Below are 22,199 nucleotides of genomic sequence, written 5' to 3'. Positions count from 1 at the left end.
TAAAATACCTTACATTAACATTACGAAGTTTTTTCCAAATGAAGGTTAGGAAAATAGAAGCAAGGCAGGGGTCGGTACAATGCGATTATTGCCCACTCAGGTTTGTCAGCCCGGTATGAGACTGGCAAAAAAAATATATTCCGAGGATGGCTTGGTCCTACTGGCGGAGCATGTCGAATTAACGAGTCATCTGATTTCTCGTTTATGCGATTGCGGCGTCAGCTTTGTTTATATCGAAGATCCCCGAACAGCGGATCTGCAGATACCGGATATGATTTCAGAAGAAACCAGGCGTAAAGCATTAGTAGAAATCCGCTCGAATTTTCGTGATATTATGGAACGGCCTAATCGGAAGAGCGGCGTGACTTATCCGTATATCGCGAAACCATTCCGCCAAGTGATGAATATGGTGCTTGACGACTTATCTAGTCAGAAAGACGCACTCATCATGCTTATGAACATGGGCATCGTCGATGATTATCTATTCCAGCATTCATTGAATGTCTGCGTCTACTCGACCTTGCTTGGCGTGGCGGCGGGTTACTCGCGCGATGAATTAATGACACTTGGTCTTGGAGCGCTGCTTCATGACATCGGAAAAACACAAATCAGTATGAATATTTTGAAAAAACAAGGCAGCTTAGAACGCGAAGAGTTTGAAGAAATGAAGCGCCATACCGAGCGCGGCTATTATTTATTGAAGGACGAGCCGAACATGCCGCTCATCGTCGCTCATTGCGCTTTCCAGCATCACGAACGGCTGGATGGCAGCGGTTATCCGCGAGGCATTCGGGGCGATGAAATCCATGAATATGCCAAATGGATCGGTCTGGTCGATTCTTATGATGCGATGACCTCAACGCGGATTTACCGTAATCCGATGCTGCCGCATCAGGCGGTAGAAGCGCTGTATGCGGGGACAGGAACGCTCTATGAACAGCGGATGCTTCAGATTTTCCGCGATAAGGTGGCGATCTATCCGCTAGGCATTACCGTCAAGCTGCAAAGCGGCGAATCCGGCGTTGTCGTAGACATCAACGCCACCTGCCCGCACCGGCCGATCGTGCGTGTATTGTATAACGAACGAGGGGAAGAGCTGAAGGTTCCCTTCGAAATCGATTTGTCCAAAGAGCTGACGGCCATGATCATCAGCGTCAACGATGAACAGCTGTTGGTTAATACACCCGTATAAACGCAAGCATACATGTGAGATCAATGGACAAGGAGCCCCTGGTAGGCTCTTTTTTCTTGCAATCATTTGCAACGGACGGCATTGGACATTAAAATATAAGGAATACTGTTAATTCAATGAAGTCAGGTGCTGAACATAATGAAAGCCATGAAACATCCAAGCTTGCTTCCTGCACTATCTCCTACGAACGACCCATGGGACCCGATTGCTTCCTTAAGGCAATTCGGCCGGCATCGGCTAACCAGCGTAGAGATGACCCTATCTAATTTATGCAATATGCGATGCGAGCATTGTGCCGTAGGCGATACGCTCGTATTAGCGGAGCCAGCCAAGCTTCCGCTCGCGACTATGCTGAAGAAGCTGGAGGAAGTGGAGCATCTCCAAACCATCAGTATTACGGGAGGAGAGCCTACTTTCTCTAACCGGACGGTTAAAGAATATCTGATCCCGCTGCTTCAATATGCCCGCGGTAGAGGAGTCCGTTCCCAAATTAATTCCAACATCACATTAGATTACAGCAGGTATGAAGCGATAGCGCCATTCCTTGACGTGATGCACATTTCGTTCAACTACACGACTACGGAAGATTTTCATCAGGTGGGATTCGCGAAGAGCGGTCATGCCGTTTCGTATGAGGCGGCCGCTCGTATGTATGAACGGATGATCGACAATGCCCGCCGGCTATCCGAGGGTGGATTGCTCGTCTCTGCGGAATCGATGATTAATTTCCGTACCCATGAGAAGGTAGCGGATATTCACCGGTTAATCGTCGAAATGGGCTGTCAAAGACATGAGGTTCATCCGATGTACCCAAGCTCATTCGCGGCGGATTTGCCGGTTATCAGCAAGGATCAGATGAAAGCCGCCGTAACCCAGCTGCTGGACAATCGCGACCCGAATGTCTGGATGCTGTTCGGAACACTGCCGTTCTTCCGCTGCAGTGAGGATGCCGGGGAGCGTATGCTTCTGGAGAGGCTGGCGAACGAGCCGAACGTAACCGTACGCAACGATCCGGACGGCCGCAATCGGCTTAATGTCAATTTATTTTCGGGCGATGTCTACGTCACCGATTTCTCCGACGTCCCTGCATTCGGCAATGTAAGCCATGACCGTCTGGATGATCTATTCGACCGCTGGCTCGCCGATCCGCTTGCGCGCAGCGTAGATTGCCACTGTCCGGCCGTTTCATGCTGCGGGCCGAATCTGCTCGTTAAAGACATGTATTATAAAGAAACGGATTTCAACAAGCGTCAGGCGGTTATGTAATAAATAACGTCTATAAATAAGGAGTGAGTTGTGTTGGAAGCCGGTCCCATAGTGCTGAACCTATTGATTGTTCTTGTTCTAGTCTTTATGAATGGATTTTTCGTTGCAGCAGAGTTCTCACTCGTTAAAGTGCGTCAGTCCAGATTGACGCAGTTGGCGAACGAAGGGAATACCCGTGCACGGCATGCTCTACGAGTGAACAAGAAGCTTGACGCGTATTTATCGGCAACTCAGCTAGGTATTACATTGGCTTCCCTTGGTTTAGGTTGGGTAGGGGAGCCGGCAATATCGGATCTGATTGTTGAGCCGCTGCTGCATCAATTCGGCATGAACCACGATTCCGTCACAACTACGATTTCGGTAGCCATCGGCTTCCTTGTCATCACGTTTCTGCATATTGTGCTCGGTGAATTGGCTCCAAAATCATTAGCGATTCAGAAGTCGGAAGCGACCTCGCTCTGGCTATCTTTGCCCTTGCTCTGGTTCCATCGCTTGTTTCTGCCGGCAATCTGGCTGCTGAACGGAGCGGCTAATAAACTTCTGAAGCTGATCGGCATCCAACCTGCAAGCGAGCATGAATCGGCTCACACTGAAGAAGAAATACGCATTCTGATGGATCAAAGCGCAAAGAGCGGCATTATCGACAAAGACGAGCTGAAGCTCTTTGATAACATCTTTGAATTCTCGGACCGGCTTGCCCGGGAAGTCATGCTCCCCCGCACAGACATGGATTGCCTATATGCAGACCAGTCCTACGAGGAGAATATGAAGGTTGTCTATAAGACGAAGCATACCCGGTATCCGGTATGCATCGAAGACAAGGATCAACTGATTGGGTTTGTACATATTACCGATCTATTGACAGCCGATCCGGACGAAGAACATGATTTGAAGATGTTCTTGCGTCCCATCCTTAACGTGCCGGAATCGATGGAGATTAGTCACGTACTGCAGCTCATGCAGCGGAAGCATTCACAGCTTGCCATCGTCGTCGACGAATATGGCGGAACCGCGGGGATGCTCACCGTAGAGCTCATTCTGGAAGAAATCGTTGGTGAAATTCATGATGAATTTGATAACGATCAACCGGCTGTTGTTGTAAAAGGGGACATAACCTCCGTGGACGCGCGTATGCTCATTGAAGAGGTGAATGACTTGTTCCATCTCGATATTGAGGATGAAGATGTCGATTCAATCGGGGGATGGCTGTTCACTAGACTTGAAGGGAACCCGGTGAAGGGGAAGAAGGTCGAGTACGACGATTACGTGTTCGAAGTAGCGGAGAGTGCGAAGCTTCGGGTGCTGCGCGTACATATTTATCGGCGTAAAGCCCAGGAGCCTCTGCTGAGGGTTATCGATCCAGAGAATTAGAATCGGGGAGAAATAGGGGGATCGGAAGGCTGATGTCGTTCAAGCAACTATTCATAGCCGCTGCAGGCTTAATCTTTCTGTACCTGCTTTTCACTGTTGGTGCACCGTTCCTATTAGCGCTCGTGGTGGCCATTTTTCTCGAACCGCTTAACCAGCTGTTCATGCGCAGGATGCGGCTGAACCGTCTGGCCTCCGCTACGGTATCCAGTACGATATTTACGGTACTGCTTATCGGGCTGATGGCCATCGTCGGTGTCAAGGTGTTTGCCGAGCTGATTGCCTTCTGGGACAAGGTGCCGACTGTCGTCGGTGAAGCCAATCATTATATCCAGAACACGCTGGATAGCGCCAAGGATTTCTACTCGCATATGCCGCCGGATGCTGCTGCGCAGCTGGAAAGCTGGTTGAAGGGATTAACGAATGCGCTGTTCAGCATGATAACGTCCATATCCCGTTCTTTTGTAGGCTTTGCCAAAGGCATACCGGGCATGTTTATTTTCTTCATCGTTTTTTTAGTGGCTGTCTACTTGTTCAGCTACAGCCTGCACACGATAAAAACATCATTCCTATCCGTGTTCGACGAGCGTTCAAGACAGCAGGTCGACGAAGTGCTTCAAAATTTGCGCCGCTCAATCTTTGGTTTTATACGTTCGCAGCTTATTTTAAGCGTGCTGACATATATCATTACGCTGATCGGACTGCTCATCCTTGGACTGAAGTATCCGCTCGCCATCGCGCTGCTTATTGTCATCGTGGACATTATGCCGATTCTAGGTACCGGTTCCGTGCTGGTTCCTTGGGCCTCTTACTTGTTGCTGACTGGCGGTACATTCGAAGGGATCGGACTTATTGTTCTATTTATTGTCATCACGGTCTTCCGCCGAATTGTAGAACCTAAAGTGCTTGGTGACGCGGTTGGAATAGGAGCGTTGTCGGCTTTAATCAGTCTTTATGTTGGTTTTAAGCTGGTAGGCGTGATCGGAGTATTCCTCGGGCCGCTCGTCGTCATCGTTTATATGGCGGCACGTAAAGCCGGCCTTTTCCAAATGAAAATAAGATTATAGATCGAGTAGAACCAGTTTGCGCCCTTTGCGCAGACTGGTTTTTTTGTGCTCATCAAATCCCAAAGGGTCTCGATTTCGAGACTTTTGACCTGCAAGTCCATTTATTACCCGGGAAATCTTCACGAGTTATGTCGAACCAATTATGGGCATCTGTCATAAGATGGGTTAAGAATAGGCGCATGCTTACGAAGCAGCTTTGTTATGAAGTTATCCGAGGAAGCTATGCTCCACAAAACTTAAGTGTATGCTTCCGAAGTGTTTTGTTATGAAGTTACTCGAAGAAGCTATGCTCCACAAAACTTAAGTGTATGCTTCCGAAGTAGTTTTGTTATGAAGATACTCGAAGAAGCTATGCTCCACAAAACTTAGGTGTATGCTTCCGAAGTAGTTTTGTTATGAAGTTACTCGAAGAAGCTATGCTCCACAAAACTTTTAGGAGGAAGAGCACGTGAACGTAAGCAATCAAACCCGGGAATGGTACCCGTTTGTCGGACCGTTCGATCCTTGTCCGCCGAAATACGTGAAGACGTATGTTGTTCCGCCCAATCAATTCATTCCCTTTCAGCCGATGAACTTACCTCAGTTTTCTCTGCAGGAAGCACTAAGGCGTGGCACGTTATGGCCTGCCTTATACAGCCCTTATGATTCCAAATGCGGAAAAGAGGGGACTTAACATGAATACAAAACTGGATGAACAGTACTACCGTAAGCTGGAGGAGCTGCAGCAGCTTGATTTCGGGCTTGTCGAGCTGACGCTGTATTTGGATACCCATCCGAATGATATGCAGGCGCTACAGCAATTCAATCAATTGGCTCAGCAGCGCCAGCAATGCGCGTATCAATTCGAGATGCAATATGGGCCGCTGCTTCAATTCGGGCATAGCTTTTCGAAATATCCATGGCAGTGGATTGAAACGCCGTGGCCTTGGCAAGTTTAAGTCGACGGGGAAATAGGGAGGAAGTGCATTCATGTGGATTTATGATAAAAAGCTGCAGTATCCAGTGCGGGTCAGCAAGTGCGACCCGCAAATGGCCAAATATCTGACCGAGCAATACGGAGGAGCCGATGGTGAGCTAGCTGCCGCATTGCGCTACTTAAATCAACGGTATACGATACCTGACAAGGTAATCGGTTTGTTGACCGATATCGGAACAGAAGAATTCGCCCATTTAGAAATGATCGCAACGATGATTTATAAGCTGACGAAGGATGCGACGCCGGATCAGTTGAAGGCGGCAGGGCTGGGTGCGCATTTCGCTGCTCATGACAGTGCCCTGTTCTATAACAATGCTTCGGGTGTTCCTTGGACCGCTGCTTATATTCAAGCGAAGGGCGATCCGCTGGCGGATCTATATGAGGACATTGCTGCGGAGGAGAAGGCACGCGCAACGTATCAATGGCTCATTGATATGACGGATGATGTGGATCTCCAGGATAGTCTGAAATATCTCCGTGAACGCGAAATTGTTCATTCCTTGCGGTTCAAAGAAGCCGTTGAGATCATTAAGGCGGACCGTGAAACGAAAAAAGTCTATTAAGCTAATTGACTTACTATAGGGTGCTTTCCTAGTCAGCAAAGACGAGGGAAGCACCCTTATTTTCACCCGTAACGCCAAGCCGTTGAACCCCGCCTGCGACCCTTGCATATCCAATTCTACGGGTGGTATAATACAGGCGTTAATAGCTTTAGAGAGCTTATTTCAGCAATAATTGTGGCGTCCAGCCACATGTTGAAGGGATCAGTAGGTGAAACCAATGCAAAGAGAACAGGTACAGAACGCACTTGCCGAATTAATAGATGAAGAAAGCGGAAGACCATTCTTGGAGGCGGGTCTTATTCGCGATGTAATGGTGAATGAGAGCTATGTCGCACTAACGCTGCTGCTGCATTCGGAAGAAAGCGGCCAAGAAGATAATTATCGAGCGAAGCTTAAGGAGATATTAGGGAAAATCGGTGTTCCCGACGTTCACGTCCGCTTCAAGGTTATTACGAAGCAGGAGAAGGACGAAATCGCGAGCGGTGGAGGGGCTACCACGCCGAAGACAGCCCGTATTCCAGCGGCGAAGCAGGCGCTTGCGCCCATTGCCTCACCAGATTCCGGCGTACAATTTCTTGCTATCGCAAGCGGCAAAGGCGGCGTAGGGAAATCTACGGTAACGGTGAACCTAGCCTCAGCCCTGCATAGAGCAGGCAAGCGAGTCGGGATCATCGATGCCGATATTTATGGATTCAGCATTCCGCGTATGCTCGGGATCGAGGAAGTACGCCAAACCGATAAGAATAATCTCGTTCCGATTGAACGTTACGGTATGCATATCATCTCAACGGGATTCTTTGTGTCCGAACACAATCCGGTCATTTGGCGTGGCCCTATGCTCGGGAAGATGCTAAATACCTTCTTAAATGAAGTGAAGTGGCCTGAGTTGGACTATATGATCATTGATTTACCTCCTGGAACCGGGGATGTCGCGCTCGACGTTAATCGTAGAATTCCGCAATGCTCGGAGATTATTGTAACGACTCCACATGCGACGGCAAGCGGTGTTGCAACCCGGGCGGGAGCGATGGCCATCCAAACCGAGCATCGCATCCTGGGTGTCGTCGAGAACATGTCCTATTACGAGGATGAGCTTGGTAAAAAGCATTATTTATTCGGACGGAGCGGCGGTATTCAGTTGGCTGAACGGCTCCAGACCGAGCTGCTCGCGCAAATTCCGATCGATACGCTTGAGAATGAGCAGGAGGACCCTGATTTCTCAACGTCCATCTACAAACCGGACACGAAGAACGGATCGATATATTCGGACCTTGCTCAGCAGGTGATTAAACAACTAGACGCTTAACATACAAAGGGATGAGACAGCATGGGATTCGTAATTACAGCTAAATGTATAGATGAGAAGGCAGCCGATTGCGTGGACGTATGTCCCGTAGATTGCATTGCAGAAGGACCCGATCAATATTTTATCGATGTAGAAATTTGTATAGATTGCGGTGCTTGCGAAGCAGCTTGCCCCGTAGACGCGGTCGTATGGGAAGATGAAATGACCGACGAAGATAAAGTGTTTTATGATAAAGCCGAGAAATTTTTCAGAGGCTAAACCAAACCGTCCATCCGTAACAAAAGGGCAATCCGAAGCTGAAACCAGCTTGGATTGCCCTTTTGTTTCAATGGATGCTGCAGCCAGAGGCTTAACGGAAAGGAGCGGTGATCGTACGGCCCATATCCCGGATCAAGGTCCCGACGTCCTCTGTCATATTTCTAATCGGATGGCCGTCTAACGGTACCATTTGCGATTGAACGCCTCTGATCCGCGAATGAAGGTTCTTGTCCGTTGTGACGTACACGGTATATCCAGGGTGGACGCGTTCTACGGCACGTTTAACTTCTTTTTCAACCATGGACGTGTTTTCGCCGGCTTTGACATCCAGTCCAACGATAGCGTCATTGTTATGAACGACAACCGTCGCTTTACTTACACCTTTGACGGATGAGATATGCTTCGCAATTTTGTCGGAAGCATCCTTATTCGAAGTGGTGTGCGTGCCATTCATGCCATTCATACCATCCATGCCATTCATGTTTGTACCTGTTCGGTTACCATCGATTCCATCCATCAAAGGGCCCGTCGTTCCATTCGGGGTGGGACGCGTTCTGTTGCCGTCCATCAGGGTTCCGTCCGTAGTGGAACGTGTTTTAAAGCCATCCCTCATGACACCATCCTGTACAGAACGATTTCTGTACTGGTTTGTTCTCACACCGTCTTTGTTGTTCATTGTACAACCTGTCGCAGTCATAATTAGAGCTGCTGATAAAACCAAGGCTCCGCAGTATTTAAACATTTGGTTTATCACCTCCTGCAGATAGAATGTGCGGGGAGGTGAGGAACCATACTGAAGCAATATTAAGAACTCTTGCCACCTGCTGGCAGTTTTCGATTGATTTCTGAAACAGATGACTTGATTAGTTCGGATACCGTCACCAAACGGAATCCCCGCGCTTTTAATTCCGGAAGAATGATCTCCAGCGCGGGGATAGTTTGTGATTTCCCCTGTACGTGATCATGAAATAGGACGATGTCTCCATTCCTTGCATTCTGTAGGACTTTATCCACAATCTTGCGGATCCCAGGCCGGCTCCAATCACGTGTATCCTGATGCCATGACCACATGACGGGCATTAATCCCATGCGGTTCGAGACTTGGACGATGCGATCATCGTATGTTCCGCCTGGCGGGCGGAATAAAGAGGATTTCAGTCCGGTCGCCTGAAAAATTTCCTTCTCTGTGCTTTCAATTTCTTGCCGGACAATTTCCTCTGAAGCAGGAAGTTTGAAGTAAATGTGATTGTAGGTGTGGTTTGCCACCTCATGTCCTTCTTCTACCACTCGTCTCAACAGATCAGGGTACTGGGCGACCCGTTTTCCGACCACGAAAAACGTGCTTTTTGCATCAAAGCGATGGAGCAGATCCAAAATTTCATTCGTCTGAACGCGGTCAGGTCCATCATCGAATGTCAAGGCAATCATTTTTTGATCCGTTTGGACCTCCCAAATCATTTCGCCTTTGTTCTCATAATAAAATCGGTCTTTCTTGATCGGGGCTCCGTCAGCATCACTAGCCATCAGCAGCACTGAAAGGCTTATCATCCCAATCAATCCAATACGTGCAAGCATAACGACCCATCCTTTGCATTTACCATGATATCGGCACTCTAGCTTAGGATGTCAAAAGCACAGGGAATACATGCAAAAGCTGGATATATAAAAAAGGTCCGCAATTAGGAAATGAGCTTTAAACCGACCGCTGCTCCAAGAACCATCGCAATAAAGAGGATACGAAGTAACGTCTTCGGTTCGCCATAGAGGATCATGCCAAGTATGGCTCCGCCAGAGGCGCCGATCCCTGTCCATACCGCATAGGCCGTACCCATCGGCAGCGTCTTCATCGCAAGGGCGAGGAAGGAGAAGCTTGCCCCGAAGCCAACCAGAAGCAGCGTGAAGGCTTTCCAATTCCGGTCACGATTCAATTTGTTAATCATGGCCACGCCGAACATTTCGAATAGGCCAGCGAGGATTAAATAGGTCCAAGCCATTAGGATCCCGCCCCTTCCTTTTCGGTTTTATTGGAAACAAGCTTTAGGCCGACAACGCCGGCAAGCAGAAGCAGAATAAGAATGCCTTTAGCGGCCTTGAAGGCTTCTCCGAACAGCAGCATCTCGGCTAGAACCGTTCCGGCCGTCCCTAGACCGACGAAGACGGCATAGACGGTACCGACGGGGATATGACGGCTTGCCGTGATCATCAAATAGAAACTAACAAAGATCGCCACTGCTGTTCCGCCCCATTCCAGGAAGGAATCCGCATGCTTCAACCCGATTACCCAGCCTACTTCGAAAAGAGCGGCGATAATCACTTTTAACCAATCTGATTTCATTTTCATAGGGATGCATTCTCCTTTGCCTATAGTTTGTCACGAATCGCAGCCTTTCAGCAGCAGCTATTAATGACCTTAGTGAAAAGCTGGCCATAAAAGCACAAAAGCCCGGGAAATATCGTATAACGATATCTCCCGGGCTTTTGTCCCTCCGTGTATTCACGAAAAATGGCTTCCGTGCGTTTTCCCTCGGACCAGACCAGCCACTAAGCCGCGGAACCCTAGAAAACCTTAAATATTCAATTACGTTTTACTTTAGTGTACTTTGAACCAAATAGCAATAGTAAAAATTTTCTTTGACAAAAGGCGTGGAGAGCGGACGCAAGGGAAGCTTTTGCCGAAGTGAAGACTGGTTTTGTCGTTTGAGCGGAGGCTGTGAAACCTTTCCTCGTATTCGCTCGTTTAAAGGGTGAATTACAAGGCGAATCGAGTAAGGAGCGATACATGAGGTATGAATATGAGAGTGACTCCCGAATCCACGAAGCCGGAGTTTACGCCCTCGCGAAGTGCAAGACGCGTTAAGCGGCGTAAAGGCAGGTTCGTTCGATTGCTGCTATATGTGATGACATTTTGCATGCTAACAGGAGCTTTAGCAGCGGGATGGCTTTTTTTTACGCCTTCAGGCAATAATTTTCGGTATCTAATGGCAGATACGCTCATAACCACACAGCATCGGCATTGGGCGAAGTATATCATTGGACAGCAGGCGCTTGATGAGCGTGTCGCAGAATACAATCAGCGGTTTGAGTCGATGGGGGATGAACGAGATACGCATGTGATCGAAACCCCGGAGGTGACATCGCCGGAGGAAGAGAAGAAGCCGCTTGTTGAAGTGGAGGAAATATCGGGCAAAGGGTACCAGGGGTTTGTCATGATCGTTAACGATCCCACCAAAATCAGGCTCGGGGTTCCCGCAAAGCAAGGACGGGGGGAACGGGTACTGAGCATGGTCGAACGTACGGGAGCGGTGGCCGGGGTCAATGCTGGCGGCTTTGCGGATCCGAATTGGCAGGGGAACGGATTTCAGCCCATCGGTGTCGTCATTTCTCAGGGAAATGTGTATTACAGTGATCTTGGCAAGAAGAAATCGACGCAAATCGTCGGTCTTGACCAGCAAGGCAAGATGATCGCAGGGCGATACTCCCTTCAGGAGATGATCGATCTGGGTGTACGCGAAGCGGTAACCTTCCAGCCGCGTATTATTGTTAATGGCAAGGGGCTGATTAAGAGCGCGAAGGATGGATGGGGGATCGCTCCGCGCACGGCTATGGGGCAGCGTGAAGACGGGGCCATTATATTCGTGATCATCGACGGGCGTCAAAAGCATAGCATCGGGGCAAACCTATATGATGTCCAACAAATCATGCTTGAGCGGGGCGCGGTGATCGCTGCTAATTTGGATGGCGGATCATCCTCGATTCTCGTCAAGGATCACGTTATTATGAATAAACCGTCCTCCAAGAGCGGAGAGGGCAGGTATTTGCCGTCTGCATGGCTGGTTTATGAGCATCCGGAGCAGGTGGAGATGCCTAATGTGTGGGAAGGATTAAGACCGCAGGATATTGACGCCGGGAAGTGGTAGAATAGGAGGTAGTGCTTTGAAGGGAGAGAATGGAACTGAACGATAATCACAAGCTGCCGAAGCCAGAGGCACTCATCTTCGATATGGACGGCACATTATTCGAGACAGATACGCTGTTGATCGGCGTGCACGAACGTATTTTTACAACCTTGCGGGAAGAAGGGCTGCATGAGGGACCGACGCCACCGGTAGAGAAGCTGCTGGGATGTCTGGGCATGCTGCTGGAGGATATATGGAATATCGTGATGCCGGATAGCTCGGAGGCTGCCCGTAAGCGGGCGGACGAGCTTATGCTACAGTACGAGCTGGAGGGTCTGGTGGCTGGTGAAGGGACCTTGTATCCTCATGTGGAGACGACGCTTCGTGAACTCAAAGCGCGCGGCTGCAAGCTGTTTGTGGCCAGTAACGGGTTGGAGGACTATGTGAAGGGCGTAGCGGAGCATAGAGGGATTGCCGGTTTATTCAATGGCCTGTACAGTGCAGGCGAATATAAGACAGCGACGAAGGTGGAGCTTGTGGCCAGATTGATGAAGGATCACGGAATCGGGGCGGCATGGATGGTTGGAGATCGTTCCTCCGATGTTGAAGCTGGCAAGGGCAATGGATTGCCGGTAATCGGGTGCGCTTATGCGGTCTATGGCCGGCAGGAAGAGCTGCGGGGTGCTGATGTGCTCATTCGTGATTTCCGCGAGCTGCTCGAACTGCAGCATTCTCGAATTGAATAGAAAGAAGAACAAATCCCGGCGCGTAATTACGTGTCGGGATTTGTTTCGTCGCGTATGGTCGATTTTTCTTTCCGCAGCTTCTTCTGATCGTGAAGCCAAAGCGCATACTCGAGCGGTCTTATGATCGCCCGCCGGTAGGTTTCTTTCTCGCCGGCTTGAATAAATACCTCCCGTGCAGGTTTGGGATTGACCTCAAGCAGCCAAATATGGCCTTTGCGGTCAATAGCCAAATCCAGCGCCAATTCGCATAGTCTCCCGTAGGACTGCTCCAAGAAGGAAGAGATTTGCACGCCCAGCTCTTCGGCGGTTTTCTTGACCTTCTCGGCTGTCTCTTCGTTGCCGATCCATCGGCCCAGCAATGCCTTCATCGTGACGGCTTCGCCGCCCCCGTGCAAATTGGATGTAATACTTCGCGGTGCGCCAATGCGTCCTGCACAGCCGGTTACTTCCCAGATACCCTCGCCGTTCTTTTGCACCAGCATCCGATAATCGTGAACCCGGCCGTTCGAAAGCTTGAGTTGAATGCCCTGTTGAACTAAGTAACGATTGCTCTTCAAATTCCATGAGGCGAGTCTCTTATGCAGCGAGGAGAGAGGAACACGCTGAGGGCTAATGATTCGCCGGGATTGGTCACGGCCTTGTATGAGGTAAGTGCCGTCCTGATGCCGCTCGATGCGAAGAATGCCACGTCCTCCCGTGCCATTGATCGGTTTCAAGTAAACCAGTGGATATTTGCGAATCATCTCCGTCAAATCCTGAGGGCTCTCGTACATTCGAGTAAGCGGCAGATGGGCACGAAACCGCGCTTCCTTGCGCATGGTTTTGTAGACCGTCCATTTGTTCCGCAATACCCGGTTGAGGAATGTCAAATGGCCGTATTGCTTCCGGAAATGAAGAAGCTGTTGAAACCGGTGACTCCGTTGGATCCGGCAACGGTCATAAATCATATTGGGAAATGAGCTCCATCTGCGCGTCCAGCTTTTGGTCGCAGGGTTATAGACATGGGCATGAATCCGGTTTTGCTTATAATTGACATCCTGAGGGGTAAAGACGAAAACATCGAGCCCAAGCTTCTTACCGGCTAAGGACATCCTCTGGTATATCGGCCTCTCCTCAAGCGCACCGTTATCATTCAAATAAAGGGTCAGTATCCCGAGCACGGGCAATCCCACGGGGATTCCTCCTAAAGCGTTTTTCGAGGGAAAACGCATCTTTGTATAACTAAGGCTTTAACGGCTAAATTCAAAGCGAAGCGTCGGTTTGCCAGTGGGTCCGCGGTGCATCCCGACAGCTGTCATTCCAGCACGGAAGCACATCTGCATACTTGCCGGATTGTCGGCGGCGACGCTGCATGAGAGGTGGCCGTAATGCTGCCGCAGCTGTGATAGCAGCGCGCTGCCAACGCCGCGTCCGCGCATCTCAGGGCGGACCACAACGATGCAGGCGCGCTCGCCAGCGTCCGCCGCAAAGGCGAAGCCGGCCAGTTTGCCGGCTTCGAGGGCGATGGCGATAGCGGCCGACCCGTTCTCAGCGATGGTGGGCGGTGCTGGTCGTTCAGCGGTGCGGATACGATGGGGATTATTGCGGCTTGCACTGGTTATGGGCTCGACAGCTGCAATCGTACGCAGCAGGGACAGACCTTCGGCAGACAAGCGGCCGCTGCCATAACGACCTGCGAAAGCAAGCAGCTTCTCACGCATAGCGTGCCAACGGGTTGGGGGCAGCAGCTTGAAATCCAAGGGATCACCTCGATATTATCTGGTTTTTGTTCGTATTAGATAGCGGCCATAGTGAAAGATGCGATCCAGCGAGAGTTTTCTTATATCCGGCTCATCGAATTTCATTGGCTTGGCGTTGGCTTCGAAAAACCATAGGTTGCCATGCTGGTCAACTCCAAGATCCATCGACATCTCGGCGAGCGTGTACCCGGAACCGCGTTCGATTTGTTTGGCAATCAGCAGGGTTGTGCTGCGTGCCTTCACAAGCAGTTTACGCGCTTCATCTTGGCCAAATGCGCTGACAAGCAGTTTCTCCGGGTCCTCAATACTGCCTCCACGCGGTACATGCGTCGTAATGCTGCGTGAACCAGCGACGCGTGCGCCAAGGCCTGAGAGGTCCCAAAGGCCGCGCTGGTTTTTTTGTACCAGTGCGCGCAGATCGAACCGCCGATCATGGTACGCGGCCAGCATGATGCCCTGTTGGGCGATGTACCGCTCGCCGCCGCATTCCTTCTTCACCCGCACCCAGAGCTTCTGTATACTTCCGCAATTGTAGCTAAGGCTTTTCTTATCTGCTTGAATTTTGAGCATAAAAGGGAGTGACCTCTCGGGATGTACCTTGATGGTCATAATCCCTCTGCCTGCTTTGCCGCTAACCGGCTTTAAATAAAGAAACGTATGCTTACGCAGCATGTTTGCCAGGCCTTCCCGGGTCAACATCCGCTGTGTCGTTGGAATATATGGCCTCGTTATTCTTGACTGCCGCAGCCATTTGAATAGACTCCATTTATTGAAGAACTTCGGATTGAACAGATGCACGCGCGGACTGCGCATACAAGCTGCAATTTTCTGGCGGACGTTCGGCAGGAACTCATCCTCGCGGAGCGGAATTCGGTTATAGATTAAATCGGGAAAAGGAAACTGCTGCAGTGACCACGTATCGGTCTGCTCCTCGTAAGTGTAGCCCTCGAGCAGTTTACGCTTGAGCTTCAATTGTTTGACGGTCAGCACGTAGACAAGGAAACCATGCTCGCGGCCAATGCGTATCAGATCGGCGTAATTGCTGCGGTTCCCCCGAAACAGCTGGATGTCGTCTTCGATCGTTAGGATAGCGAGCACAGGACGCTTGTTTTGAATGTCCACCCCATCCTGCGGATCCTGGAGTTCGATAGGCATCAACTACCGCCTCCCTTGAACCTGCTCAAATACATACAGTGTTCGACGATATGGGTGAAGGAATCGCGTCCCTGCGAGCGGAGTGACGGATGACTGAAGATGGATCTTCCCGGCTTCGCATTCGCTTCGAACATCCATACCTTGCCGTCTTTATCGATCCCTATATCGAGCCCCAGCTCTCCAAGTGTATGCGGGAAGTTCCGCTCGATTGCCTCCGACAGCTTGATGGAAATCTTCTTGGCCTTCTCAAGCATCTCACCGGAGCTACCTTCAAATGTCCGACTGAGCGCCTGCTCTGGTGTAAGCAGCGTGCCGCCGTTCTTGATATGGGTTGTCACGCTGCCGCGTCCGGCTTTCTTAGCTCCTATGCCGACAGGAACCCATTCGTTATTGCCATTCTTATGCATGTGAAACCGGAAATCGATGGGGCAGCCGTCGATTTCGATCAGCCTGACTCCCTGCTGGCACACATAACGACCGAGCGCGTTTCCGTGCCTGGCCTGCAGCATCCGCATCAGGCTTTGAAAGTTCGTGAAACGCAGAAGAACATTCGAACCATTTCGCCGGTAACGTGCGAAATATCCCCGTTTAGGATGATAGGTCAGTCTGTATATACCGATCCCTAGACTGCCCGCAGTCGGCTTATAGTAGATGAACTGATGCTTCTCCAGCATCTCCTTGATCTTCTCCGGCTTCGGATTGTTGACCGACTCAGGAAGATGCTCTAACGCTTCGACATCCTGATCGAGCATTTTATAGACATCCGATTTATCGAAGAAGCTCCAGTTGAAGAAAGGAATTTTGTTCTTAATGAAACGTTCTCTTAATCCCACGATGCTGGTTGTCGTTTCTGCCCGCCTGCTGGGCAAGCGATTATATACAACGTCGGGGAGAGGGACGACCTTGCGATACCAGCTGTTCTGGCTGTTCAGGAAATAGCCGTTGACCGTCTCCTGCTGCCAGTTGATGTCGCGTGGTGTAAACGCGAAGAAGTAGGCTTTGCTCTCTCCGATACGCAAGAGCTGTCTGATATAACCGGTGCGGGATCCGAATGGTGTGACCATACTACGGGAGACCACGTCGGTTAATACCCCGACCAAGGGACCGATCTTCACTTCGTTATCGGCCGCCTGCAGCAGTGAGATGCTGCCCGTCTTCGGTACCCGGATCAATTGACGCACTCCGGCGGACAAATACAGGTGATGGCCTTGACGTTGGATGGGTTTCACCGTCGCGGTTATCGTTTCCTTGCCGAGCCTTAGATGAACCGTCTTCTTTCCCGACAGTTTCAACGATTTAAGGAGCGAACCCGACAAGTGGATGACTTTATCGCTATGCGGCGAGAAGTGAACGTGACACGATGTCAAACTCATGGATGAACCTCCTGGTTGGATCTCCTCTGGATTCGAGCAGCTGCAGCATCAGCGCGATCGCGCTGCTACGGATGTTTGGACGGTCGACTGAAAAAGGGGAGTGCGGCTGTTCGCCAGCAGCAGCGCGTATTGAAGCGGGCGCAAAACGGCGTTCCTTGCGGTTTCCGGGTTTTCCTGAAACGACTGCCGGCCGGGCTTTGCATTCGCTTCTAGCAGCCACAGCCGGCCATCTGGCTCAATGCCATAATCGAGCCCAAGCTCGCAAAGACGTCCGAATCGCTGTTCCAATAATACCGCCGCCCGCTCGCTGATTCGTTTCATTCGGATGAGAAGCTCACGTGCCTGATCAGCGCCAAATCGCTTCGATAGCCCATTGAACGCGTCATGTGCACTGCCGCCACCGTGCAGATTAGCCGTGACGCTGCCTGTTTCGCCTAGGCGAAGGGCGGAGCCAGTCATGTTCCAACGACCTCGTTCATCCTTCTGGATGAGTGATCGAATATCATATGCATACCCGTCAAGATCGGTAAGCTGTAAATAAGGTTGGATAATATATGCTGCCGAATGGGCAATTTGGTCAAACCAGAGGGTGAAGTCGTTCATATGGCCAAATGATTTATGCAGCGGCATATTGCTGCCGCTTCTCCCGTCAATGCGACAGCCCTCTGAGATGCGTTCAAGCCGGAAAGCGCCTCGCCCTTGATAACCTGCCGCAGGCTTTAGAAATAAGCCTGATTGGTGGCTCCTCATTATCTCAGACAGCGATTCTATGCCTTCATATCGATACGTAGGCGGAAGCAGCGGACGGAGCAGCTCATCGCAATACATGGCTTCATACACGTCCCACTTTCCCGGCAGCGCGCCGTTCAGCAGAATGAAGGGGTGATTCTCTTTGAGCGTGGAGAGCACCGCACTGCGGATTCTCCGATCCGAGGTACTCTTACATAAGGTCCGGTCATAAATGAAGTCCGGCAGCGGGCAATCCTGAGCATTCCACTTGCCTTGGCGATGGACAAATCCTTGAATTGTACCGGAGGCTGCTTGGGCGCTTGACGCCCAGAACACGTATACGAGCAGCCCTAGCTCTCGGCCAAGCCGGCATAAATCGCGGCAGAAGCTGTTCTCCGGCATCCTTTCCGGAGCGCCTGCGTCCATCGGTAGATCTTCGGCCGGTTCGCTGACCAGAATGCCGATCGCGGATTTCTGCTGAGTCATGTTCATCGCAACCTCCTAAAAGTTTTGTGGAGCATAAGCCCCCAGATACTCTTCGCAGTAAAACTGACTTCGGAAGCATAAGCTTAAGTTTTGTGGAGCATAGCCCCCAGATACTCTTCGCAGCAAAACTTACTTCGGAAGCATAAGCTTAAGTTTTGTGGAGCCTAGTGTTCCAGTTATTGGAATTTAGCCACATGCCTCGCATAGCGGATCATATTGCGGACCGAAGGCCGTATTTTTTGCTCCTGCAGCGGGGTATTGTCGTTCTTGGACGGTTTCGAATTTACTTCAAGCAGCCATACCTTGCCGCTGGTATCGAGCGCCAGATCAATTCCCAGCTCGCCAAAATGGGCGGGGATGTGCGTATCGATTCCTTTGGCGATATCAAGTGCAGCTCTCTGCAGCCGGGCTGGGGCATCATGACCCTGAGATCCGGACAAATTGGACTTGGCGACGGCTTCCTTGACGGTGCTGAGCGTTCCGCCGCGAGCCAGGTTGGAGACGAAGTGATGACTGCCAGCCGTACGTGCAACGATTGAGGTGAGCGACCATTTGCCGGTCTCGTTCTTTTGTACGAGTGCCCGAAAGTCAACGGGACGCCCGCCGATGTCGATAAGCTGCAGCCCTTGTTGTATCTGGTAGCGGATGGTTTTCATTTTGCCGGAAATGGAACTGAAGAGCTTCAGCAGGCTGGAGAACTGCTGCTTCCGGGTACCGCCTACTGTCGCATAATGCGCCTGATAATTATCGCTGTCCTGTCTTGAGATGCGGATGATACCTTTCCCGAGACTGCCGCGAACCGGCTTTAGAAACACGGTATTGTAGCGTGAGCACATCGATTTCAACATCGTGTAATTACGGAGAACATGGGATTCAGGAAGGTATTTGACAAGCGATGCGTCCCGCTTCAGTGCTTCGAATACTTCCGGCTTATCCAGAAACTTTTCGTTGAAGACGACGGTGTTGTAACGGGATTTTACTTCTTTCAGAAAATGTTGTACGCTGGGCTTATTCTCCAGCTTACGGGATGTAAGCCGATTGTTGACGACATCTGGGGCAGGCACGGAAGCCTTGCGCCAGCCATCTGCGTAAACCCAGCCTTCGACGGTATTGAAGTTCCCTCCGATATGATTCGGGGTAAAGAAGTAGACATGAGCGCCTTGTGCGACACATGCGTCAACGAGCTCCTTGCAAAACAACGTGATGGAACCAAACGGTTTATCCGGCATACTGGGATCGTCGCGGCTAACAAGCACGCCGATGAGAGGACCGAGCGCTAGTGTGGCGGAATCGCTCCGGTATTGGAGGCGAAGCGACGTGTTAGAATAGATTCCCATTCGTCTTGCCAAGCTTTGACCGATGCGCATGCCGTCGAACTTTTCGACCGGCACGACTTTAATGGGTTGGCGCAATGCGCCGAACTTCAGCGTGACCGGCTGGCCTAGCGGGATTTTCCGCTGTTTCAAATAAGTTTCGCCAAGCATGACCGTATCTTCGGGCAATATGCCTGAACTGATCACTTGTACGGCGATTTTTGATTTCAGCATGGGAATCTCCTTCCAAGCTGGGGGATGGCGACGAATAGCTAGCGGCCTTGGGTGATTTACACGAATTAATTTATCATATGAGGACATCTATACCTTGGTGATTAGCCTCAGCCTCCTCTTTCCGCATGAATAAGCCTGAATTTATTTTGAAGTCGGGATAACATGGCTAGGGAAGGGCGGCAGCAGCTATAATGAAGGTAAGAGGTCCTCTATAATACATCTTTTTTTAAGGCTGGATAGGATACGGGAGGAGAATGACGATGAATGTGTATGACAAGGCTTACGAATTAGCGGAAGCACTGAAGCAAGGCGATGAGGCGAAGGCGCTCAAGGCCGCGCTTCAGGCTGTGGAGGCTGACCCTGACGCGAAGCGGATGATGGATGATTTCCGCGAGCGGCAGGCGGAGCTGCAGCAGCAAATCATGTCAGGTGAAGAGCCGTCCCCCGGCGAGATGGAGAAGATGAACAAGCTGTATGAGGTCATTTCGTTAAACCCCCATGTAAGCCGATTGTTTGAAGCCGAGCGGCGGTTTAGCGTCATCTTCGACGACGTGAATCGGATTATGTCGGATTCACTGCGTTCCATCGTAGAATAGTGAAAACTCCGACTCCAAACAGCCCGCAGAAATGGTGAATTTGCCTTCTGCGGGCTCTTGCTGTCTGCTGGACGACTGGCTTTCTGGTAAGATAGAAATAGTAAGGTTCGTGCCGCTTTTGGATAAAGGGGAGAATGTACAATGACAAGCGAGGACAAAGAGTACGAGGCGCTTACGAAGCATGAGAGGCTCATTCAATATATCGGGAAGCTCAAGATTGGGACCAAGCTGTCTGTGCGCTCCATGGCTGAAGAATTTGACGTCAGCGAAGGAACGGCATACAAGGCTATTAAAGAGGCCGAAACGCTTGGGCTTGTCAGCACGAAGGAACGAATCGGGACGGTCCGGATTGAACGCAAGAAACGGGGGAAGCTGGACCGCCTAACCTTCGCCGAAGTGGCCGATATTGTCGAAGGCCGGTTATATGGCGGTGCAACGGGCCTCAACAAGACGCTTCATAAATTCGTTATTGGCGCGATGGAGCTTGATGCGATGGTCCGGTATATTGACGCTGGAAGCCTGCTTATTGTCGGCAACCGGGAGAAGGCGCATCGCTGTGCATTGGAGCAGGGCGCCGGGGTGCTGATCACAGGGGGATTCGGAACGAGCGAGGACGTCAATCGGCTGGCGGACTCACTGGGCTTGCCCATCATCTCCTCCAAGCATGATACGTATACCGTTGCATCGATGATTAACCGGGCGATGTTCGATCGGCTTATTAAGCAGAAAATTATGCTGGTTGAGGATATCGTTACCTACAGCAGGCCTGTGGAGACGATGCGCCTTGGTGAAACGGTCGACGACTTCTATAAGCTGTCAGCCCGCCACGGGGGATCGCGATTTCCTGTTCTGGACGATCGTGGGCGGGTCGTCGGGATGATGACGATGAAGGATGCGGAGGGAGCTTCCGGAGGACAGCTCGTGGACAAGCTGATGACGCGGCATCTCATCACCGCAGCTTTGAACATTCCGATCGCTTCGGCTGCTCATACGATGGTGGCGGAAGGCATCGAGCTGCTGCCGATCGTCGACAAGAACCGGAAGCTGCTTGCAGCCATAAGCCGCAGCGAAGTGCTGGATGCGATGCGATATACGGGAAGGCAATCCGAATCGGGCGACACGTTCGATGATTTGATTAGCGCGGGTTTTGCCAAGACAGAAATTGCGGGAGAAGGAAAGTGGGTGTACAAAGGGAGGATTACCCCCCAGATGTCAGGAACGTTCGGCACCATTTCGGAAGGTGTGATCGTGACGCTGATGACGCTTGCGGCACGCGGGCTGATTCGGGATCTGGGCAAACGCGATCATATCGTGGAAAGCCTCACTTCCTATTTTGTACGTCCGGTGCAGCTGGAAAGCGAGGTAGCGATCGTGCCGAAGCTGCTGGAGATGAGCCGTAAGAATGCGAAGCTGGAGGTTGAATTGACGGACTCCAGCGGACTGGCCGCCAAAGCCATGCTGACGGCACAGCTTATGGATCCTTTTTAAACGGCAGTGCAATGAAAAGAGGAGGTGGCCGATTAAGTCAATCGGCTTCCTCCTCTTGCCGTGCCAGCCTCTTTAGTTATTTCATTGATCGATAGACGCTATGGTTGCGCAGACCGGCAAACAAGTTGAACAAGCCGATCACGATGAAGAGCGTGCCGATAATCACTTTAACCGTCGAACCGCTGTATACGAGCATAAACAACAGCGCGACGAGCATCAGCATAACTCCCATAAATATGTTCATCTTGGCGGCGTTCATGCCGCGCTGGCGTCCATCTCTGGCGCGGCGCGACTTATAGCTGAAGAAGAGAGACGCGAATAAGGAGGCGAATACGCCGATTACCAATAACCAATTTAATGAGTTAACCATAAATAAGGGTACAGCTCCTTTGCAGTGGACGGATTCTGCCTCATTGTAACATGAGTGGAACATCTGGCGAAAGCGGAG

24 protein-coding genes and 1 riboswitch are annotated in these 22,199 nt (G+C 50.9%); of the genes, 13 read left to right on the top strand and 11 right to left on the bottom strand.

Translation table 11 applies throughout. The features are described from left to right. The first annotated feature begins 79 nt into the window (after positions 1–79). From NNL21_RS07650 to NNL21_RS07610, 9 genes are all read left to right on the top strand, one after another. The gene (locus tag NNL21_RS07650) at positions 80–1,192 is read left to right on the top strand and encodes an HD-GYP domain-containing protein (RefSeq protein WP_204817844.1); all 1,113 of its coding nucleotides are present in this window, start codon (positions 80–82) and stop codon (positions 1,190–1,192) included. A 138-nt stretch (positions 1,193–1,330) separates the two neighbouring features. After that, the gene (gene yfkAB / locus NNL21_RS07645) at positions 1,331–2,458 is read left to right on the top strand and encodes a radical SAM/CxCxxxxC motif protein YfkAB (protein ID WP_204817845.1); all 1,128 of its coding nucleotides are present in this window, start codon (positions 1,331–1,333) and stop codon (positions 2,456–2,458) included. A gap of 33 nt (positions 2,459–2,491) precedes the next feature. Continuing rightward, positions 2,492–3,829: a hemolysin family protein gene (locus NNL21_RS07640; RefSeq protein ID WP_256555109.1), complete on the top strand. Its 1,338-nt coding sequence runs from the start codon at positions 2,492–2,494 to the stop codon at positions 3,827–3,829. Positions 3,830–3,861: 32 nt separating this feature from the next. Next, entirely contained in the window at positions 3,862–4,893 is a 1,032-nt protein-coding gene (gene ytvI / locus NNL21_RS07635; protein ID WP_204817846.1) for a sporulation integral membrane protein YtvI, read from the top strand. A 448-nt stretch (positions 4,894–5,341) separates the two neighbouring features. Beyond that, the gene (locus tag NNL21_RS07630) at positions 5,342–5,566 is read left to right on the top strand and encodes a spore coat associated protein CotJA (protein WP_204817847.1); all 225 of its coding nucleotides are present in this window, start codon (positions 5,342–5,344) and stop codon (positions 5,564–5,566) included. A 1-nt stretch (position 5,567) separates the two neighbouring features. Then, entirely contained in the window at positions 5,568–5,831 is a 264-nt protein-coding gene (locus tag NNL21_RS07625) for a spore coat protein CotJB (protein ID WP_204817848.1), read from the top strand. A gap of 31 nt (positions 5,832–5,862) precedes the next feature. Then, entirely contained in the window at positions 5,863–6,432 is a 570-nt protein-coding gene (locus NNL21_RS07620) for a manganese catalase family protein (protein ID WP_204817849.1), read from the top strand. 217 nt (positions 6,433–6,649) lie between these two features. Next, complete coding sequence (locus NNL21_RS07615; protein WP_204817850.1) at positions 6,650–7,738, top strand: Mrp/NBP35 family ATP-binding protein; 1,089 nt, start codon at positions 6,650–6,652, stop codon at positions 7,736–7,738. Between the two features lie 21 nt (positions 7,739–7,759). Beyond that, positions 7,760–7,996 carry a ferredoxin family protein gene (locus NNL21_RS07610; protein ID WP_204817851.1) on the top strand — a complete coding sequence of 79 codons (237 nt, stop codon included), beginning with the start codon at positions 7,760–7,762 and terminating at the stop codon, positions 7,994–7,996. Positions 7,997–8,087: 91 nt separating this feature from the next. Here NNL21_RS07610 and NNL21_RS07605 read toward each other — a convergent pair whose 3' ends face one another. The 4 genes from NNL21_RS07605 to NNL21_RS07590 form a co-directional block, all read right to left on the bottom strand. Next, positions 8,088–8,738: a YhcN/YlaJ family sporulation lipoprotein gene (locus tag NNL21_RS07605; protein ID WP_204817853.1), complete on the bottom strand. Its 651-nt coding sequence runs from the start codon at positions 8,736–8,738 to the stop codon at positions 8,088–8,090. Positions 8,739–8,800: 62 nt separating this feature from the next. Then, positions 8,801–9,571: a polysaccharide deacetylase family protein gene (locus NNL21_RS07600; protein ID WP_204817855.1), complete on the bottom strand. Its 771-nt coding sequence runs from the start codon at positions 9,569–9,571 to the stop codon at positions 8,801–8,803. A gap of 104 nt (positions 9,572–9,675) precedes the next feature. Next, the gene (locus tag NNL21_RS07595) at positions 9,676–9,990 is read right to left on the bottom strand and encodes a DMT family transporter (RefSeq protein WP_204817857.1); all 315 of its coding nucleotides are present in this window, start codon (positions 9,988–9,990) and stop codon (positions 9,676–9,678) included. Beyond that, complete coding sequence (locus tag NNL21_RS07590) at positions 9,990–10,331, bottom strand: DMT family transporter (RefSeq protein WP_204817972.1); 342 nt, start codon at positions 10,329–10,331, stop codon at positions 9,990–9,992. Before NNL21_RS07590 ends, NNL21_RS07595 begins: the two co-directional genes overlap by 1 nt. A gap of 130 nt (positions 10,332–10,461) precedes the next feature. Continuing rightward, positions 10,462–10,567, bottom strand: a riboswitch (guanidine-I (ykkC/yxkD leader). Positions 10,568–10,782: 215 nt separating this feature from the next. On the opposite strand from NNL21_RS07590, the gene NNL21_RS07585 reads away from it, so the two are divergent. Both NNL21_RS07585 and NNL21_RS07580 read left to right on the top strand, forming a co-directional pair. Then, entirely contained in the window at positions 10,783–11,913 is a 1,131-nt protein-coding gene (locus tag NNL21_RS07585; RefSeq protein WP_204817859.1) for a phosphodiester glycosidase family protein, read from the top strand. Positions 11,914–11,948: 35 nt separating this feature from the next. Continuing rightward, on the top strand, positions 11,949–12,638 hold the full coding sequence (locus NNL21_RS07580; protein ID WP_373567546.1) for an HAD family hydrolase: 690 nt from the start codon (positions 11,949–11,951) through the stop codon (positions 12,636–12,638). A 26-nt stretch (positions 12,639–12,664) separates the two neighbouring features. Here NNL21_RS07580 and NNL21_RS07575 read toward each other — a convergent pair whose 3' ends face one another. The 6 genes from NNL21_RS07575 to NNL21_RS07550 form a co-directional block, all read right to left on the bottom strand. Further along, positions 12,665–13,810 (bottom strand): YheC/YheD family endospore coat-associated protein, encoded by a 1,146-nt coding sequence (locus tag NNL21_RS07575; protein ID WP_204817864.1) that lies wholly within the window; start codon positions 13,808–13,810, stop codon positions 12,665–12,667. Positions 13,811–13,867: 57 nt separating this feature from the next. Further along, positions 13,868–14,377 carry a GNAT family N-acetyltransferase gene (locus tag NNL21_RS07570; protein ID WP_204817867.1) on the bottom strand — a complete coding sequence of 170 codons (510 nt, stop codon included), beginning with the start codon at positions 14,375–14,377 and terminating at the stop codon, positions 13,868–13,870. Between the two features lie 15 nt (positions 14,378–14,392). Beyond that, positions 14,393–15,532, bottom strand: a complete 1,140-nt coding sequence (locus tag NNL21_RS07565; protein WP_204817869.1) for a YheC/YheD family endospore coat-associated protein — start codon at positions 15,530–15,532, stop codon at positions 14,393–14,395. Continuing rightward, positions 15,532–16,905 (bottom strand): YheC/YheD family endospore coat-associated protein, encoded by a 1,374-nt coding sequence (locus NNL21_RS07560; protein ID WP_204817871.1) that lies wholly within the window; start codon positions 16,903–16,905, stop codon positions 15,532–15,534. The genes NNL21_RS07565 and NNL21_RS07560 overlap by 1 nt, the downstream gene beginning before the upstream one ends. Positions 16,906–16,953: 48 nt before the next feature. Continuing rightward, positions 16,954–18,120 carry a YheC/YheD family endospore coat-associated protein gene (locus NNL21_RS07555; protein ID WP_204817873.1) on the bottom strand — a complete coding sequence of 389 codons (1,167 nt, stop codon included), beginning with the start codon at positions 18,118–18,120 and terminating at the stop codon, positions 16,954–16,956. Positions 18,121–18,296: 176 nt separating this feature from the next. Further along, positions 18,297–19,667 (bottom strand): YheC/YheD family endospore coat-associated protein, encoded by a 1,371-nt coding sequence (locus tag NNL21_RS07550; RefSeq protein ID WP_204817876.1) that lies wholly within the window; start codon positions 19,665–19,667, stop codon positions 18,297–18,299. A 260-nt stretch (positions 19,668–19,927) separates the two neighbouring features. Here NNL21_RS07550 and NNL21_RS07545 point away from each other — a divergent pair, with 260 nt between their 5' ends. Then, a complete protein-coding gene (locus tag NNL21_RS07545) occupies positions 19,928–20,263 on the top strand; it encodes a YlbF family regulator (RefSeq protein ID WP_204817878.1) in 336 nt (111 codons plus the stop codon). Positions 20,264–20,404: 141 nt separating this feature from the next. Continuing rightward, positions 20,405–21,751 (top strand): DRTGG domain-containing protein, encoded by a 1,347-nt coding sequence (locus NNL21_RS07540; protein ID WP_204817880.1) that lies wholly within the window; start codon positions 20,405–20,407, stop codon positions 21,749–21,751. 76 nt (positions 21,752–21,827) lie between these two features. Here NNL21_RS07540 and NNL21_RS07535 read toward each other — a convergent pair whose 3' ends face one another. Continuing rightward, entirely contained in the window at positions 21,828–22,121 is a 294-nt protein-coding gene (locus NNL21_RS07535; protein ID WP_204817881.1) for a YtpI family protein, read from the bottom strand. Between the last annotated feature and the right edge of the window lie 78 nt (positions 22,122–22,199).

Origin of the sequence: Paenibacillus mendelii (assembly GCF_024498075.1) — a bacterium.
In the GTDB taxonomy this organism is placed as follows: Bacteria; Bacillota; Bacilli; order Paenibacillales; family Paenibacillaceae; genus Paenibacillus_Z; species Paenibacillus_Z mendelii.
The sequence above is the reverse complement of the archived record's forward strand: the minus strand, read 5'-3'. Positions and strand labels throughout refer to the sequence as shown.